13 protein-coding genes are annotated in these 15,060 nt (G+C 70.5%); 1 reads left to right on the forward strand and 12 read right to left on the reverse strand.

Annotated features, from left to right (window positions below):
- The first annotated feature begins 107 nt into the window (after positions 1–107).
- The gene (locus ACIP8Z_RS18815) at positions 108–4,007 is read left to right on the forward strand and encodes a DNA-directed RNA polymerase subunit beta' (protein ID WP_015035542.1); all 3,900 of its coding nucleotides are present in this window, start codon (positions 108–110) and stop codon (positions 4,005–4,007) included.
- A gap of 97 nt (positions 4,008–4,104) precedes the next feature.
- Here ACIP8Z_RS18815 and ACIP8Z_RS18820 read toward each other — a convergent pair whose 3' ends face one another.
- From ACIP8Z_RS18820 to ACIP8Z_RS18875, 12 genes are all read right to left on the reverse strand, one after another.
- The gene (locus tag ACIP8Z_RS18820) at positions 4,105–4,368 is read right to left on the reverse strand and encodes a hypothetical protein (RefSeq protein ID WP_030318708.1); all 264 of its coding nucleotides are present in this window, start codon (positions 4,366–4,368) and stop codon (positions 4,105–4,107) included.
- A complete protein-coding gene (locus ACIP8Z_RS18825) occupies positions 4,355–4,621 on the reverse strand; it encodes a hypothetical protein (RefSeq protein ID WP_402084708.1) in 267 nt (88 codons plus the stop codon). The genes ACIP8Z_RS18820 and ACIP8Z_RS18825 overlap by 14 nt, the downstream gene beginning before the upstream one ends.
- Positions 4,622–4,644: 23 nt before the next feature.
- Positions 4,645–5,556, reverse strand: a complete 912-nt coding sequence (locus tag ACIP8Z_RS18830) for a peptidoglycan-binding protein (protein ID WP_402084711.1) — start codon at positions 5,554–5,556, stop codon at positions 4,645–4,647.
- An 85-nt stretch (positions 5,557–5,641) separates the two neighbouring features.
- Positions 5,642–6,046 carry an ATP-binding protein gene (locus ACIP8Z_RS18835; RefSeq protein ID WP_402084713.1) on the reverse strand — a complete coding sequence of 135 codons (405 nt, stop codon included), beginning with the start codon at positions 6,044–6,046 and terminating at the stop codon, positions 5,642–5,644.
- Between the two features lie 52 nt (positions 6,047–6,098).
- Positions 6,099–6,740 carry a hypothetical protein gene (locus ACIP8Z_RS18840; RefSeq protein ID WP_402084715.1) on the reverse strand — a complete coding sequence of 214 codons (642 nt, stop codon included), beginning with the start codon at positions 6,738–6,740 and terminating at the stop codon, positions 6,099–6,101.
- Entirely contained in the window at positions 6,740–7,834 is a 1,095-nt protein-coding gene (locus tag ACIP8Z_RS18845; RefSeq protein ID WP_402084718.1) for a hypothetical protein, read from the reverse strand. Before ACIP8Z_RS18845 ends, ACIP8Z_RS18840 begins: the two co-directional genes overlap by 1 nt.
- Before the next feature lie 10 nt (positions 7,835–7,844).
- On the reverse strand, positions 7,845–8,984 hold the full coding sequence (locus ACIP8Z_RS18850) for a hypothetical protein (protein WP_402084720.1): 1,140 nt from the start codon (positions 8,982–8,984) through the stop codon (positions 7,845–7,847).
- A gap of 31 nt (positions 8,985–9,015) precedes the next feature.
- Positions 9,016–10,203, reverse strand: a complete 1,188-nt coding sequence (locus ACIP8Z_RS18855) for a hypothetical protein (protein ID WP_402084723.1) — start codon at positions 10,201–10,203, stop codon at positions 9,016–9,018.
- A gap of 34 nt (positions 10,204–10,237) precedes the next feature.
- The gene (locus tag ACIP8Z_RS18860; protein WP_402084726.1) at positions 10,238–11,428 is read right to left on the reverse strand and encodes a hypothetical protein; all 1,191 of its coding nucleotides are present in this window, start codon (positions 11,426–11,428) and stop codon (positions 10,238–10,240) included.
- 103 nt (positions 11,429–11,531) lie between these two features.
- On the reverse strand, positions 11,532–12,455 hold the full coding sequence (locus tag ACIP8Z_RS18865; RefSeq protein WP_319310684.1) for a phage distal tail protein: 924 nt from the start codon (positions 12,453–12,455) through the stop codon (positions 11,532–11,534).
- 113 nt (positions 12,456–12,568) lie between these two features.
- Positions 12,569–13,825 (reverse strand): tape-measure protein, encoded by a 1,257-nt coding sequence (locus ACIP8Z_RS18870; RefSeq protein ID WP_402084729.1) that lies wholly within the window; start codon positions 13,823–13,825, stop codon positions 12,569–12,571.
- On the reverse strand, positions 13,822–15,042 hold the full coding sequence (locus tag ACIP8Z_RS18875) for a phage tail protein (RefSeq protein WP_402084732.1): 1,221 nt from the start codon (positions 15,040–15,042) through the stop codon (positions 13,822–13,824). Before ACIP8Z_RS18875 ends, ACIP8Z_RS18870 begins: the two co-directional genes overlap by 4 nt.
- Positions 15,043–15,060: the final 18 nt, after the last annotated feature.

Genomic DNA, 15,060 nt, shown 5'->3' on the forward strand with positions numbered 1-15,060 from the left:
CGGGAGTTCGGTCGGGGACTCGGCGTTTCACCGCTGAGTCCCCGGCCGGCCCCAGGACCCCCGTATCAGACCCCAAGCCTTACAACCCTGAGAGGGATTGACGCATAGTGCTCGACGTCAACTTCTTCGACGAGCTCCGGATCGGTCTGGCCACCGCTGACGACATCCGTCAGTGGAGCCACGGCGAGGTCAAGAAGCCGGAGACCATCAACTACCGCACGCTCAAGCCCGAGAAGGACGGACTCTTCTGCGAGAAGATCTTCGGTCCGACCCGGGACTGGGAGTGCTACTGCGGCAAGTACAAGCGTGTCCGCTTCAAGGGCATCATCTGTGAGCGGTGTGGCGTCGAGGTCACCCGCGCGAAGGTGCGCCGTGAGCGGATGGGCCACATCGAGCTCGCCGCTCCCGTCACCCACATCTGGTACTTCAAGGGCGTTCCGTCGCGTCTTGGCTACCTGCTCGACCTCGCCCCGAAGGACCTCGAGAAGGTCATCTACTTCGCGGCGTACATGATCACGTACGTCGACGACGAGCGTCGTACGCGTGACCTGCCCTCGCTGGAGGCGCACGTCTCCGTCGAGCGTCAGCAGATCGAGAACCGTCGCGACTCCGACCTGGAGGCCCGCGCCAAGAAGCTCGAGAACGACCTCGGCGAGCTCGAGGCCGAGGGCGCCAAGGCCGACGTGCGCCGCAAGGTGCGCGAGGGTGCCGAGCGCGAGATGAAGCAGCTGCGCGACCGTGCGCAGCGCGAGATCGACCGTCTGGACGAGGTCTGGTCGCGCTTCAAGAACCTCAAGGTCCAGGACCTGGAGGGCGACGAGCTCCTCTACCGCGAGCTGCGTGACCGCTTCGGCACGTACTTCGACGGTTCGATGGGTGCCGCGGCGCTGCAGAAGCGCCTGGAGTCCTTCGACCTGGAGGAGGAGGCCGAGCGCCTCCGCGAGATCATCCGTACCGGCAAGGGCCAGAAGAAGACCCGTGCGCTCAAGCGCCTCAAGGTCGTCTCCGCGTTCCTGCAGACCGCGAACAGCCCCAAGGGCATGGTTCTCGACTGCGTGCCGGTCATCCCGCCGGACCTGCGTCCGATGGTGCAGCTGGACGGTGGCCGCTTCGCGACCTCCGACCTGAACGACCTGTACCGCCGCGTGATCAACCGCAACAACCGTCTGAAGCGTCTGCTCGACCTCGGTGCCCCCGAGATCATCGTGAACAACGAGAAGCGGATGCTCCAGGAGGCGGTCGACGCCCTCTTCGACAACGGCCGTCGTGGTCGCCCGGTCACGGGCCCCGGCAACCGTCCGCTGAAGTCCCTCAGCGACATGCTGAAGGGTAAGCAGGGTCGTTTCCGTCAGAACCTGCTCGGTAAGCGTGTGGACTACTCCGCGCGTTCCGTCATCGTCGTCGGTCCGCAGCTGAAGCTGCACCAGTGCGGTCTGCCGAAGGCCATGGCGCTGGAGCTCTTCAAGCCGTTCGTGATGAAGCGCCTGGTCGACCTGAACCACGCGCAGAACATCAAGAGCGCCAAGCGGATGGTCGAGCGCGGCCGCACGGTCGTGTACGACGTCCTCGAAGAGGTCATCGCCGAGCACCCGGTTCTGCTGAACCGTGCGCCCACGCTGCACCGCCTCGGCATCCAGGCCTTCGAGCCCCAGCTGGTCGAGGGCAAGGCCATCCAGATCCACCCGCTCGTCTGCACCGCGTTCAACGCGGACTTCGACGGTGACCAGATGGCCGTGCACCTGCCGCTCTCCGCGGAGGCGCAGGCCGAGGCCCGCATCCTGATGCTGTCCTCGAACAACATCCTGAAGCCGGCCGACGGCCGTCCGGTCACGATGCCGACCCAGGACATGGTCCTCGGTCTGTTCTTCCTGACCACCGACGGTGAGCTCCGTGACACCAAGGGCGAGGGCCGCGCGTTCGGCTCCACGGCCGAGGCGATCATGGCGTTCGACGCCGGCGAGCTCGCGCTGCAGTCGCAGATCGACATCCGCTTCCCCGTCGGCACCGTCGCTCCGCGTGGCTGGGTTCCCCCGGTCACCGAGGAGGGCGAGCCGGAGTGGCAGCAGGGTGACTCGTTCCGCCTGCGCACCTCGCTGGGCCGCGCGCTCTTCAACGAGCTGCTGCCCGAGGACTACCCGTTCGTCGACTACTCCGTCGGCAAGAAGCAGCTCTCCGAGATCGTCAACGACCTCGCCGAGCGCTACCCCAAGGTCATCGTGGCGGCGACGCTCGACAACCTGAAGGCGGCGGGCTTCTACTGGGCGACCCGTTCCGGTGTCACCGTGGCCATCTCCGACGTCGTCGTGCCCGAGGCCAAGAAGGCCATCGTCAAGGGCTACGAGGAGCAGGACGAGAAGGTCCAGAAGCAGTACGAGCGCGGTCTCATCACGAAGGAAGAGCGCACTCAGGAGCTCATCGCGATCTGGACCAAGGCGACCAACGAGGTTGCCGAGGCGATGAACGCGAACTTCCCGAAGACGAACCCCATCTTCATGATGGTTGACTCGGGTGCCCGAGGAAACATGATGCAGATGCGTCAGATCGCCGGTATGCGTGGTCTGGTGTCGAACGCCAAGAACGAGACGATCCCGCGTCCCATCAAGGCGTCCTTCCGTGAGGGCCTCACCGTTCTGGAGTACTTCATCTCCACGCACGGTGCCCGTAAGGGTCTGGCCGACACCGCCCTGCGTACCGCCGACTCGGGTTACCTGACCCGTCGTCTGGTGGACGTCTCGCAGGACGTGATCATCCGCGAGGAGGACTGTGGCACCGAGCGCGGTCTGAAGCTGCGGATCGCCGAGCGCGGCGCCGACGGTGTCCTGCGCAAGACGGACGACGTCGAGACCTCCGTGTACGCGCGGATGCTCGCCGAGGACGTCGTCGTCGACGGCAAGGTCATCGCGCCGGCCAACGTCGACCTGGGTGACGTGCTCATCGACGCCCTCGTGGGCGCCGGTGTCGAGGAGGTCAAGACCCGCTCGGTCCTGACCTGTGAGTCCGCCGTCGGTACCTGTGCGTTCTGCTACGGCCGTTCGCTCGCCACCGGCAAGCTGGTCGACATCGGTGAGGCGGTCGGCATCATCGCCGCCCAGTCCATCGGTGAGCCCGGTACCCAGCTGACGATGCGTACCTTCCACACCGGTGGTGTGGCCGGTGACGACATCACCCAGGGTCTGCCCCGTGTCGTCGAGCTCTTCGAGGCTCGTCAGCCCAAGGGTGTCGCCCCGATCTCGGAGGCGGCCGGCCGCGTCCGTATCGAGGAGACCGAGAAGACCAAGAAGATCGTCGTCACCCCGGACGACGGCACCGACGAGACGGCGTTCCCGATCTCGAAGCGTGCCCGTCTGCTGGTGGGCGAGGGCGACCACGTCGAGGTGGGCCAGAAGCTCACCGTGGGTGCCACCAACCCGCACGACGTGCTGCGGATCCTCGGTCAGCGTGCGGTCCAGGTCCACCTGGTCGCCGAGGTCCAGAAGGTCTACAACTCGCAGGGTGTGTCGATCCACGACAAGCACATCGAGATCATCATCCGGCAGATGCTGCGCCGTGTGACGATCATCGAGTCCGGCGACGCGGAGCTGCTGCCGGGCGAGCTCGTCGAGCGCTCGAAGTTCGAGACCGAGAACCGTCGTGTGGTCACCGAGGGCGGTCACCCCGCCTCCGGCCGTCCGCAGCTGATGGGTATCACCAAGGCCTCGCTGGCGACGGAGTCCTGGCTGTCGGCCGCCTCCTTCCAGGAGACGACCCGAGTCCTGACGGATGCGGCGATCAACGCCAAGTCCGACAGCCTCATCGGCCTCAAGGAGAACGTCATCATCGGTAAGCTCATCCCGGCCGGTACGGGTCTGTCCCGCTACCGCAACATCCGGGTGGAGCCGACCGAGGAGGCCAAGGCCGCGATGTACTCGGCCGTCGGCTACGACGACATCGACTACTCGCCGTTCGGTTCGGGCTCCGGCCAGGCCGTTCCGCTGGAGGACTACGACTACGGTCCGTACAACCAGTAAGCGAGTCGCTTGACCGAAGGGCGGTCACCCCGATGGGGTGGCCGCCCTTCGGCGTACCCGGGCGGAGCCGGTCCGGGAGATCAGGGCCGGGACACCCCTAGCGGGCGGCGAGTTCCCAGACGGCGACGAGCACACCGGCGCTCGCGGCCAGTGCGGCGATGCTGGTCAGCGGCCAGCGGGCGCGTTCCAGGTCGTCGAGGCGGGCCTCGTGGTCGGCGAGCTGCCGGTCGGTCTGGTCGCTGCGCTGCACGAGCAGCGCGAGCGAGCCGTCGACCCGGGCGAAGCCGGCCTCCAGGGTGCCGCGGAGCCGTTCCAGTTCGAGGGCGACGGCGACGGGGTCGTTCGGGTCAGGATCGGTCATCGGCACCGCCCTCGGCCGGGGTGCTGATCGGGCCGCGGGTCCCGCCGTCGGTGCGGAGCCAGGACGGGAGCAGGTTCTGCACCGGGTCCAGGGCCATCACGCGGGCCAGCCCGCCGGCGACGGCGAGCGCGCCGGCGACCCAGGGGAGGGTCGCGGGGACGCCGGAGGCGTCGACGATCGCGGGGAGCACGACGGCGATGCCGACGGCGGTCTGGAGGACGGTACGGGCCGTGCGCTGGGCGGCGTCGGACATCGGGGTCTCCTCTGGTGCGGTGGTTACTTCGTGTACGGGACCTTGAGCGCGCTCCAGGACGCGGCGCCGGGGATGCCGTCGGCGTCGGAGCCGCGGAAGCCGAGCTTGCGCTGCCACTTCGCGTAGCTGAGCCGGTCGGCCTCGCTCCAGCGGGGGCCGGGGCCGACGGTGTACGCGGCGCAGCCCTCGGCGACGAGACGGCGGCCCATGGCCGTGATGACCGGGGAGCTCGTCTCCTTGCGGAAGAACGAGGTGCCCGGGAACGGCTGGAGGCGGGGGGCGGCGGGCTTTCCGCTGCCGGGGGCGGGCTTGGCGGGGGCCTCGGCGAGCCGGGTCTGGACGCGCTGCCGGAGGGTCGGCATGCCGAAGCCCTTGGGGTCGCTCTTCCAGTCGGACCACTCCAGGTGGCCGATGACGGACTTGGCGCCCCAGCCGTGGGCCCGGCAGAGGGCGGCGGAGACCCGTTCGATCGCGTCGAGCTGGGCGGCCGGCCAGGGGTCGGTGCCGTTGCCGAGGTTGACGCACTCGAAGCCGTAGAAGCGGGAGTTGCCGTCGACGGCGTCGTGGCTGCCCTGGTGTTCGCGCGGGGCCGGCGGCCGGTCCCCGTACGTCTCGGTGATCACGGCCTGGAGGACGGAGGGGTCGCCGCCGCCGGCGTGGTTGGCGCGGCCGGCGGCGACGAGGTGGACGGTGCCGTCCTTGGCGATGACGCCGTGGCAGAGCGGTCCGGGCAGGCCTTCGTAGCCGTTGAAGCACATCTCGACGCTGGAGCGGGTGCCGGAGCTGACGGTGTGGTGGATCATCACGCCGGTGACCGGGCCCCAGGCGCCGGCGTGGTTGCGGTTGTGGGAGCGCCAGCCGGGGTGTTCGACGACGGTGACGCCTTCGGCGCGGAGTGCGGCGAGGAGCCGGTCCGCGGGGAGAGGAGTGGCCATGTGGTGTCCTCCGGACATGAAAAAGGCCCGCGCGGCGGGCGAGCGGGCGGTCGGGTGGGGCGGGTGTACGGGTCCGGTGCGGGGGTTACGGCTCCGGTGCCGGCTCGGGCTCCGGGTCCGGTTCGGGGGCGGCCGGGGCCCAGGTGGCGCACAGGCTCGCGTACGCGAGGCGGCGGGTCTCGAAGTCGGTGAGCGAGGCCTCGACGGCCCGCTGGACGGCGGTCGGGTCGGGCACGGCCGGGTTGCCGTTCGCCGGGTTGACGGTGACGACGCCGTAGCCCCGCAGGAAGGCGCCGCTCTCGCCGGTCTCGCTGATCTGCGCGGTGACGTACACGGCCGGGTACTCGCCGGTCATCGGGTCGCGCTCCAGCGGGCCGCCGAGGGTGTTGTCGTACAGGCGGACGCCGATGGCGTGTCCGTTCTCGGTGACGGTGCCGCGGCCCGCGTAGTCGATGGCGAGGCCCCAGGGGTGGATCGGGTCGGGGATCACGGTGGCTCCTCTCGGGGAGGGGACGGGGAGGGGTGCGGGGGTGGGGGGCGGGTCAGGTCTGGCGGCCGTGCATCAGGATCGGCTTGGCGTAGACCGTGCCGGAGGCGCTGGTGACGATGCCGTGGATCTCCACCGTCAGGTCCTTGCCGAAGTTGGCCTGCATGTCCGCGGTGGCCAGGTCGGTGTGGTCGAAGGTGGTGCCGGCGGCGACGGTCGCGCCGAACTGGACGCCGTTGACCATCACCCGGATCTGGCCGGCCGCCCCGCTGGAGACCCGGGTGGCCATGCGCAGGCGCAGCTTGGGCTGCCAGATCGGGTTCTGCGAGTGGGCGATGGTGGTCCAGGTGGTGGCGCTGGTCGCCGGCCAGTTCGCGGAGGCCCAGTCCTGCGGCGGGAGCATCGGCAGCCAGGGCCGGGCGAGACCGCCGGTGAGGATGTCGTCCGAGAGGATCTCGTGGCCGTAGGCGTCGCTGACCCGCAGGACCGGCTTGGAGGAGCCGGGGCCGCTGCTGTTGATCTGGGCGAGCGTGACGGAGGTCGTCGGGTCGGCGAGGTCGGGCTGCCGGCGCACGGTGAGGGAGCCGTTGACGACCTCGGTGATCGGCGGGCGGGTGTTCACGGCGGTGGACAGGGCCTGGATCCGGCGCTCCATCTGGATGAGCCGGTCGATGATGTCCTCGGGCAGCTGGGCCATCAGGCCTCCTCAAGGCTGAGCTCGGCGGTGTCGGGCCGGCCGCGCTCCGGCGGCCGGAACTTGACGCCGATGATCCGGTAGCGGGCGTCGAGCCCCTGGGGGTGCCACTCGTCGGTGATCCGGATCCTGGCCGTACGGCCGAGGAGCGCGGGCGGGACGATGCCGCCGAGGCGGATGCTGATCTCGGGGATCAGCACGGAGCCGCTCGCGGCCTTGAGCTGCGCCGAGGCCAGCGAGTTGAGGGTGGCGACGTCGCTGATCTCGTTGTGGTCGGACGAGAGGTCGACCCGCGGCCATTCGCCGAGGTCGGGGCTGAGCATCTCGTCGGAGACGGTCGGCCGGGACTCGGCGGCCGCGTTGCTGTTGGTCGAGGCGCCGCGGGCCAGGGCGGTGGTGCCGCCGCGGGTCGCGTCGTCGGGGAACGAGTAGCTGAGGATGGCGCCGGGCCGGTCGAAGACCATGTCGGTCGCGCCGGTACGGATCTTGGGCCAGCCGAGCCGCAGCTGGCGCAGGCGTCGGCCGTCGACCGGGTCGCGGTAGACGAGGATCTGGTACTCGAAGCCGTTCTCCTGGGCGCCGAGCTGGTCGAGCGCCTCCTGGTAGACGGTCTCGTCGCCGAGCCGCCAGGACGCGGTGCGCGGCACCTCGGACGTCTCGGTGCCGGGTTCGACGCCGCTCTTGCCCAGGCCGGCCGAGAGGTCCGCCCAGAGCGTGCGGGCGATGTCGAGCTGGTCGGTCGGCTGGGTGAACGTGATCGGCCTGCGGATCCGGCGCCGGGTCGCGTACGAGTCGAAGGTGGCGGCCTGGATGCCCAGGGTCATCACCCCGCGGTCGCTGCTCTGCAGGGTAGTCGTCCAGACGATGCCGCCCCACCACAGGTCGCCGCCGCGCTCCAGGTAGACCGCGGTGCGGCCCGCCCGTACCTTGTGGGCCCGCTCGGCGATGGTCCGGTCGGGGAGGGGGATGGTGCCGGACAGGGAGCCGGCCCGGCCGATGTAGTCGTCGCACTGGACGTCCCGCAGCGGCAGGATGTCCAGGGTCGTGTCCGTCAGCAGGTCGCAGAAGATCGCCCGGTAGGGCGTGTCGAGTGTCATCGGGGGAACCTCACAGCACGTAGGTGGCGGAGACGCGGACGTTTCGGCCGGCCACGAGGGCCCCGTTCGGCGACCAGGTGCGCAGCGTCACCTGTCCGGTGGGGGAGAAGTGGGCGCCTCCGGATGCGAAGCCGTCGCCTGCGGCCGCCTCCAGGTCGAGCGGGGAGCGCCAGCCGGCGGGCAGCGTGAGCAGCGGTTCGTCGGTGATGTTGCCGGCGCTGTTGGCGTAGATGTCGGCGCCGCTGCGGGTGACGGTGGCGGTGACGGTGGCGATGCCGCGGGTGCGGCGGGCGTTGAACGCGAGCAGCGTCCAGCCGGTGAGCGCGGTCGCGCCCGTCGTGAGGGTCTCCACCTCCACGGGCGGCTGGTAGGTGGCCCAGGCGCTGCCGTTCCAGCGCTGGAGCAGGCCGGCGTTGTCCCGGAACTGGCCGGCGTAGCCGCCGGTCGTGAGCGTCGTCCCGGTGGGGACGATGCCGCCGACCTCCTTGGGGTAGGCGACCCAGGAGGTGCCGTCCCAGCGCTGGAGGAAGTGGGAGTTGTCGTTGTCCTGGTACTGGCCCGGGTACGAGCCCGGCACCCCGGAGTTGTTGTAGACGGGCAGGATGCCGCCGACGCCGACGAGGGTGGTCCGCAGGTCGGTGAGGGCGCCGGCCGCCCAGTCGATGCCGCCGGTTCCGGCGGAGGCGCCCGCCTTCACCCTCACCAGGAAGAGGGGGAGGGACAGCGGGGGCGTGGCGGGGGCGGCCGGCGTCGCCTTCGGCTGGCCCCGCACGATCTCCAGGACGGCCTCGTTCCTGGTCAGGGTGTCGAACTCGTCGTCGTACACGCGCAGGACGACCAGGTCGAGGCGCGGGTTGAGCGGGTCGCCGTCGCCGAAGGTGACGACGGTGTCCTCGTCGAGGGTGATGGGGTAGGCGCCCTGGTTGTGCGCTCCCTGGATGATCGCGCGTCCGTGGTGGACGGTCGCGGTCATCGGGCCGTTGGAGCTCATCGAGAGACCGCCGACCCGGTACTTGCCGTCGATCGAGCCGGGCAGGATGCCGGAGCGCGAGGTGACGGGGGTGACGGGGGTGGTGGCGCCGAGGGCGGTGAGACGGGTGGTGGCACGGGTCTGCCCGGTCGGCGGCAGCCAGCCGCTGCGGAGTGCCATGGGATTCTCCTGTCGGGTGGGTGGACCGGTGTCAGAACTGCGGGTCGACGCGGATGAAGGTGTTGTCGAAGCCCGCCTTGTGGCCGAGGGTGTTGACGAGGATCCGGAAGTAGGCGGTCAGCGTGTAGCCGGCGCCCGGCGTCAGATTCGTGAAGCGGCGCATGGCGGAGCACGACACCAGGGTGTCGCTCGCGACGATCGCCGCGTACTCGTCGTTGAGCTCGTCGACGACGGTGGCGCCCTGGGTGAGCCTGAGCGCCATGTACCCGTAGTGGTCGTCCCGGGACTTCATGCGGGCGCCGAAGGTGACGAGGACGCTCTTCGACGGCGGGGCGACGAAGGTGAGCGCGAGCGGGTTCGTGGCGCGCCCGCCGAGCGTCGAGGTGTACGCGGTCGCCGCGGTGTCGCCGTAGTCGGTGTTGTCCTTGTAGGACGAGCTCGGTACGGCTTGCAGCCAGCTGGAGCCGTTCCACCGCTGGAGCTGGCCGTCGACCGAGTCGCGGTACTGGCCGGTGTAGCTGGCGGGGGTGGTGGAGGCCGAGTTCGGGACGATGCCGCCGAGCACGGACGGGTACGACACCCAGGCGCCGCCGTCCCAGCGCTGGAGCGCGCCGCCGGAGTCCTGGTACTGCCCCGGGTAGGCGCCCGGCAGGACCGGGCCCTCGACGGGCAGGATGCCGCCGAGCGAGACGACCGGGGTGCGCAGGTCCTTGAGCGCGGAGGCCCACGGGATGCCGCCGTTGCCCGCGCTGACGCCGGCCGGGACGGTCACCTCGTACAGCGGGAGGCTGCGCGGCGGGACCGCCGGCGCCTGCGGGGTCTGACCCGGGACGCCCTGGATGATCTCGATCTTCGCCTCGTTGCGGTTCGAGGAGTCGTAGAGGTTGTCGTAGACCTTCACGACGAGCAGGTCGATCCGGCCGTACTGGGCGTCGCCCGGCGCGAAGGTGATCGTCTCGGACGTCGGCAGGGTCACCGGGTAGACGCCCTGGGAGATCTCGCCCTGGATGACGCCCCGGCCCTCGGAGACGGTCGCGGTCATCGCCGAGGAGCCGTAGGTCCAGAAGCCGGCCAGCCGGTACAGGCCCTCGTACGAGCCGGGCAGGACGCCGGAGCGGACCTGGACGGGGTTGGTCAGGGTGGTCACGCCGGTCTGGGTGAGGCGGGTGTCCTCGCGGGTCTGGCCGGTCTCGGCGACCCAGCTGCTGCGCAGGTTCATGGGGTTTCTCCGATCGAAGGTGAGGGGGCGGGCGTCAGGACTTGATCCACTCGGCGGAGAGGTTGCCGGCGTAGCCGGAGCCGCCGAGGGTCTTCACCGCCACGTCGTGGCTCTGGTAGGCGGCGACCTGGATGGTGCTTCCGGCGTTGAGCTTGAGCAGGCCCTGGCCGCCGACCACGACGGCGCCGGTGGCGGCCGGGGTCAGCCAGGTGCAGCGCGGTACGCCGACGCTGTCGACCACGATCCGGGCGCCGCGCATGCCGGACGCGGAGTCGGGGGCCCAGGCGACATGGGCGGAGACGCGCCACCAGCCGCTCCGCGGGACGCGGTAGTAGGAGACGCCGGACCAGCCGGCCGCGTCGTCGACGTCGACGGACTGGAAGGTGAGCGTGTACCACATGTTGGGAGGGACGGTCGACTGCGCCGTCTGCGAGACGCTGAAGAGGATCGACGACTTGCCCTCGACGAACTGCCAGGCCGAGCCGTCCCAGCGCTGGAGCAGGCCGGCGTTGTCCCGGTACTGGCCTGTGTAACTGCCGGTGGCCACCGTGCCGTTGGGGGCGATGCCGCCGATGGGCTTCGGGTACGAGACCCAGGTCGTGCCGTCCCAGCGCTGGAGCAGGCCCGAGGCGTCGCGGTACTGGCCGACGTAGGCGCCCTTGTAGCCGCTGGTGGGCATGATGCCGCCGAGGGCGACGACCGGCCAGTGCGTGGTGGTGACATCGGCGGTGCTCCACTGGATGCCGCCGGTGCCGGCGGAGGTGCCCTTGCGGACCAGGACCGTGTACAGCGGGAGCGTGCTGCCGGCGCCGCTCGCCGGGGCGCTGGGGGAGGCCGCGGGGGTGCCCTTGACCAGCCGGACCACCGCCTCGGTGGCGCCCGTGCGGTCGTAGGCGTCGTCCACCACGGCCAGTTCGATCAGGTCGATCCGGTCGTACTGCGGGTCGCCGTCCGCGAGGGTGAGGATCTCCGGCGCGGTGACGGCGACGAGGTAGGCGCCCTGGGCGGTGTCCTTGCCCTGGACGATCGCGCGGCCGGTGCCGATCGTGCACTGCATGGGAGTCGAGCCGGCGAGGACGAAGCCGCCGGGCACGATGCCCGGCCGCGAGCGCAGTGGTGTCTCCTCGGCGCTCTGCCCGCTGGGGGTGAGCAGGGCGGCGAGGGTCAGACGGGTGTCCTCGCGGGTCTGTCCGGTGGGCTGGAGCCAAGCGGCGCGTACGGTCATGGGGTCACCTCTCCGAGAAGGGGGTCGTGGCGGCGGGGGAAGGAACGGGTCGGCGACCGGTCACCGGGCGGTGACCGGCCGCCAGGGGGTCACCGGGCACCGGTCACCATTCGGCGCTGCGCCAGCGCACGGTCATCAGCGCGTCCGCGGTCGCCTCGTCGGGCCGGAAGGACAGCTCCGTACGGCCGGGGTCGAGGACGAAGAGCTCCTCCGGGCTGGAGTCGGCCATCGCGGTGTGCAGCCGGGAGGCCGAGTTGTTCAGCAGGACCGTGCCCGCGCGCGTGTCGATGACGAGCTCGTCGCCCGCGGCCAGGTCGATCGCGTACCGCAGCCGGCGCCGGCTGGTCCGCTCGGTGACGCTCGGCATGGAGCAGGGGCCGCGGAAGACGATCACCGGATGCGCCGGGGCGGAGCCGATGTTCTCGACGACGACGTCACCTGTGCTCTTCGCCCGGCCCCAGGAGAGCGGCCAGGTCAGCGGCCAGGTCAGGCCCGACTCCGGCTGCGGCGGGTTGGCGGTGGCGAGCTGCTCGTTGACGACGTACCGGCGCGGGTCGGAGGCCAGCCACTGGATCGACATGCGCGAGCTGCCCTGGGTGGCGAAGCCCTGGTCGGCGGGGACGACGCGCTGCGCGATCCGGGCGCGCACGGCGAGCAGCTCGCCGTGCAGCCGGACGGTCAGCCAGCGTTCCTCGTCGAGCAGGGCGAGCGACTGGCGCAGCGCGCGGACGGCCTCGGTGGCGTGGTTCCACTCCGGCGTCAGCACGATCGTGCCGCCGACCTTGCGCGGCTTGGCGTACCGGGAGCCCGGCCAGGCGCCGTGGGAGGTCGGCCGGTCGGCGTCGGAGGTGTCGTACTCGGGCAGGTCCTCCCAGCCCGACAGGCCGGACTTGTCGACGGCGAACGGCGTGCCGGGCCCGATGAGAAGCCCGGCCCACTGCATCTGCCCGTCCTGGGTGATGAGGGAGCCGGGCGCGAGGTCGGCGGTGAAGCTGCTTCCGGCGTAGGGGGTCGTGGTCTCGGCCATGGGGCCGTCACCTCACTTCGGATAGTCACGTGCGGGCGGCTCGGGCGCGGCGGAGCCACGTACGGGTGACGGGCGCGGCGGAGTCACGTGCGGGCGGCTCGGGCGCGGCCCGGTCAGGCATGGGCGGTCGCGAGGAAGAGCAGGTCCTCCGCGGTCGACCGGGGGCCCGCGCCGGGCTCCTCGTGGAAGTCCCGGACGCGGTGCGGAGGCCGGGGCGGCTCGGTGAGGGCCGGGACGCGGCGGTTCTCCAGCTGTGCGAGCGAGTCGATGCGGTAGTCGTCCGCGGTGCCGGGGGAGACGATGCCGCCGTCGGCGAGCATCGGGATCCTGTCGAGTTCGACGCCGAACTTCTTGCCGGTGAGGGGGATTTCGAAGCTGAGCTTGTTGAGCCCGTCGATGATCCAGTTGGCGAAGGCGATGAGGCCGTTGATCGGCCCCTTGACGACGCCGATGACGGCGCTGAGGCCGCCCTTGACCAGGTCCCCGATGCCCCGCATGGCCTTGCTCACGGCGTCCTTGGCGGTACGGAAGAAGCCGGGCACCTTGTCGGTGACCCAGTCGACGACCGGACGGACGGCGCTCTTGACGCCGCCGATCGTCCGTGAGGCGATGCCGTGGAGCGCGTTCGTGGCGGAGGAGACGGCGGAGCGGAGCGTGGAGATCCCGCCGACGGCCGCGCCGACGATCCTCAGCGCGGTCTTGAACACGGTCAGATAGGCCTTGAAGTAGGTGCCCACGGCCTCGCCGAGGAGCTTCATGACCGGCTGGAGGAACGTCCAGACCGCCTGGAAGCCCTTGAGCGCCTGCTGCATGGCCTGCCTGATGAACCGCTGACCGGTCTCGGAGTTGACCGCGAGTTCGATCAGATACGCCGCGACGGGCACGATCAGGCCGACGAGGAAGCCGAGCGGATTGGCCCGCATGGCGACGTTGACGCCTGTCATGGCGACGGAGGCGACGGTCATGACGGTGCCGAAGGTGCCCATGAGACCGGCGATGACGTCGGTGACGGGCAGCAGCGGCAGGAGGATGCCCAGGACGGCGGCGCCGCCTGTGCCGATCCTCCGCGCGGCGGTACGGGCCTTGCCCGCGGCGGTGCCGATGCGCCGGACGCCCGCGGGCGCGGTGGACCGGCGGATCCTGCCCATGGCGGTGGCGGTTCCGGAGGCGTTCCGGCCGAGGTTCCGGACGGCGGTGCCGGTCGTGCGCAGGGCGGTGGCGAGGCCGCCGACCCCGCCGGCCGCTCGCCGTACGTCCTGGGAGAAGCGTCGGAGTGAGCCGCCCGCGTCACCGAGTCCCCGGGTCAGGGAGTTCACCGTCGGGACGACCGCCCGGAAGTTCGGCAGGCCGCCCACGGCCGCGGCGCTCACGCGCGTGCTCCACGCGCCTTCACGAGGTACATCAGCGCGTCGGCGGTCGCGTGCGGGTCGCTGGTGCGGGCCGCGTGGTAGTGCTCGATGTGCAGTCCGGCGCCGGCGCCGGCGCCGGTGCCGCCGGCCTGGTCGCCCTGGGCCGCGCGGGCGCGGCGGGCGGTCTGGGCGAGGAGCCGGTCCAGCTTGGAGAGCGGGAGGACGGCCTCGGCCTCGCCGGCCTCGGCGAGGATCGCCGGGACACCGCCGTGGCGGGGCATGACGACACCACCGGTGGCGAGCATCGGGATGGTCGGGATGCTGACGCCGAAGGTCTTGCCGCCGACGACCGGCACCCAGCCGGGGACGCTGACCTTGACCCTGTTCAGGCTGCCGATCATGCCGTTGATCAGGCTGATGACGGCGTTGATCGGGGACCTCACGCCGTCCTTGATGCCGTTGAACGCCCGGGACGCGATGTCCCTGAGGCCGTTCCAGATGGACGACATCTTGTCCTTGACGGCGCTGAAGGCCTTCGGGATCGCGGACTTGATCCAGTTCACCACCGGGGTGATGACGGCCTTGATGCCGTTCCAGACCGTGCTGATGACGGTCTTGATCGCCTTCATGACCGTGGTGATGACCGTCTTCCAGATGTTCACGTACGTCTTGATGACGGTCGCGACGGCCTTGACGACGGTGGAGATGGCCTTCTTGATGCCGTTCCAGACCGTCTTGATCAGCGATCCGGCCTTCTGCATGATCGGCCCGATGGCCTTCATGACGGAGCTGATCACGGTCTTGACGGCGCTGAACGCCTTCTTCAGGACCGTCTGCATCGTCTTCGAGCGCAGCGCCATCTCGACGATCGACTCGATGAGCGGCATGAAGAGTTCGAGCAGCCGGACCAGGAAGTTGCCCTTCATGGACTTGTTGAGCTTGTCCTGGCCCTTGGCCGCCTTGCCGGCGCCGGACTCGTACCTGCCGAGCTTGCCGCCGGCCGACTGAGCGGTGTCGCCGGCCTTCTTCATGGCGCGCTCGGCCTGCTCGGAGGCGGTCTTGAGGTTCTTGAGCTGGGTACCGGAGCCCTGGGCGTTGGTGCGGAGCGTCCTGAGCTGCCCGGACGCCGCCTTCCCGGCGTCCCCGACCTTCCTGACCGAGGATCCGGCGCCGGAGGCCTGGGTTTTGAAGCTGCTGAGGGAGCTGGACGCGTTCTTCAGGTTCTTGACGAGAGACATGGGTCACCTCCTTCCGTG

The sequence above is a fragment of the Streptomyces sp. NPDC088553 genome (genome assembly GCF_044752965.1).
In the GTDB taxonomy this organism is placed as follows: domain Bacteria; phylum Actinomycetota; class Actinomycetes; order Streptomycetales; family Streptomycetaceae; genus Streptomyces.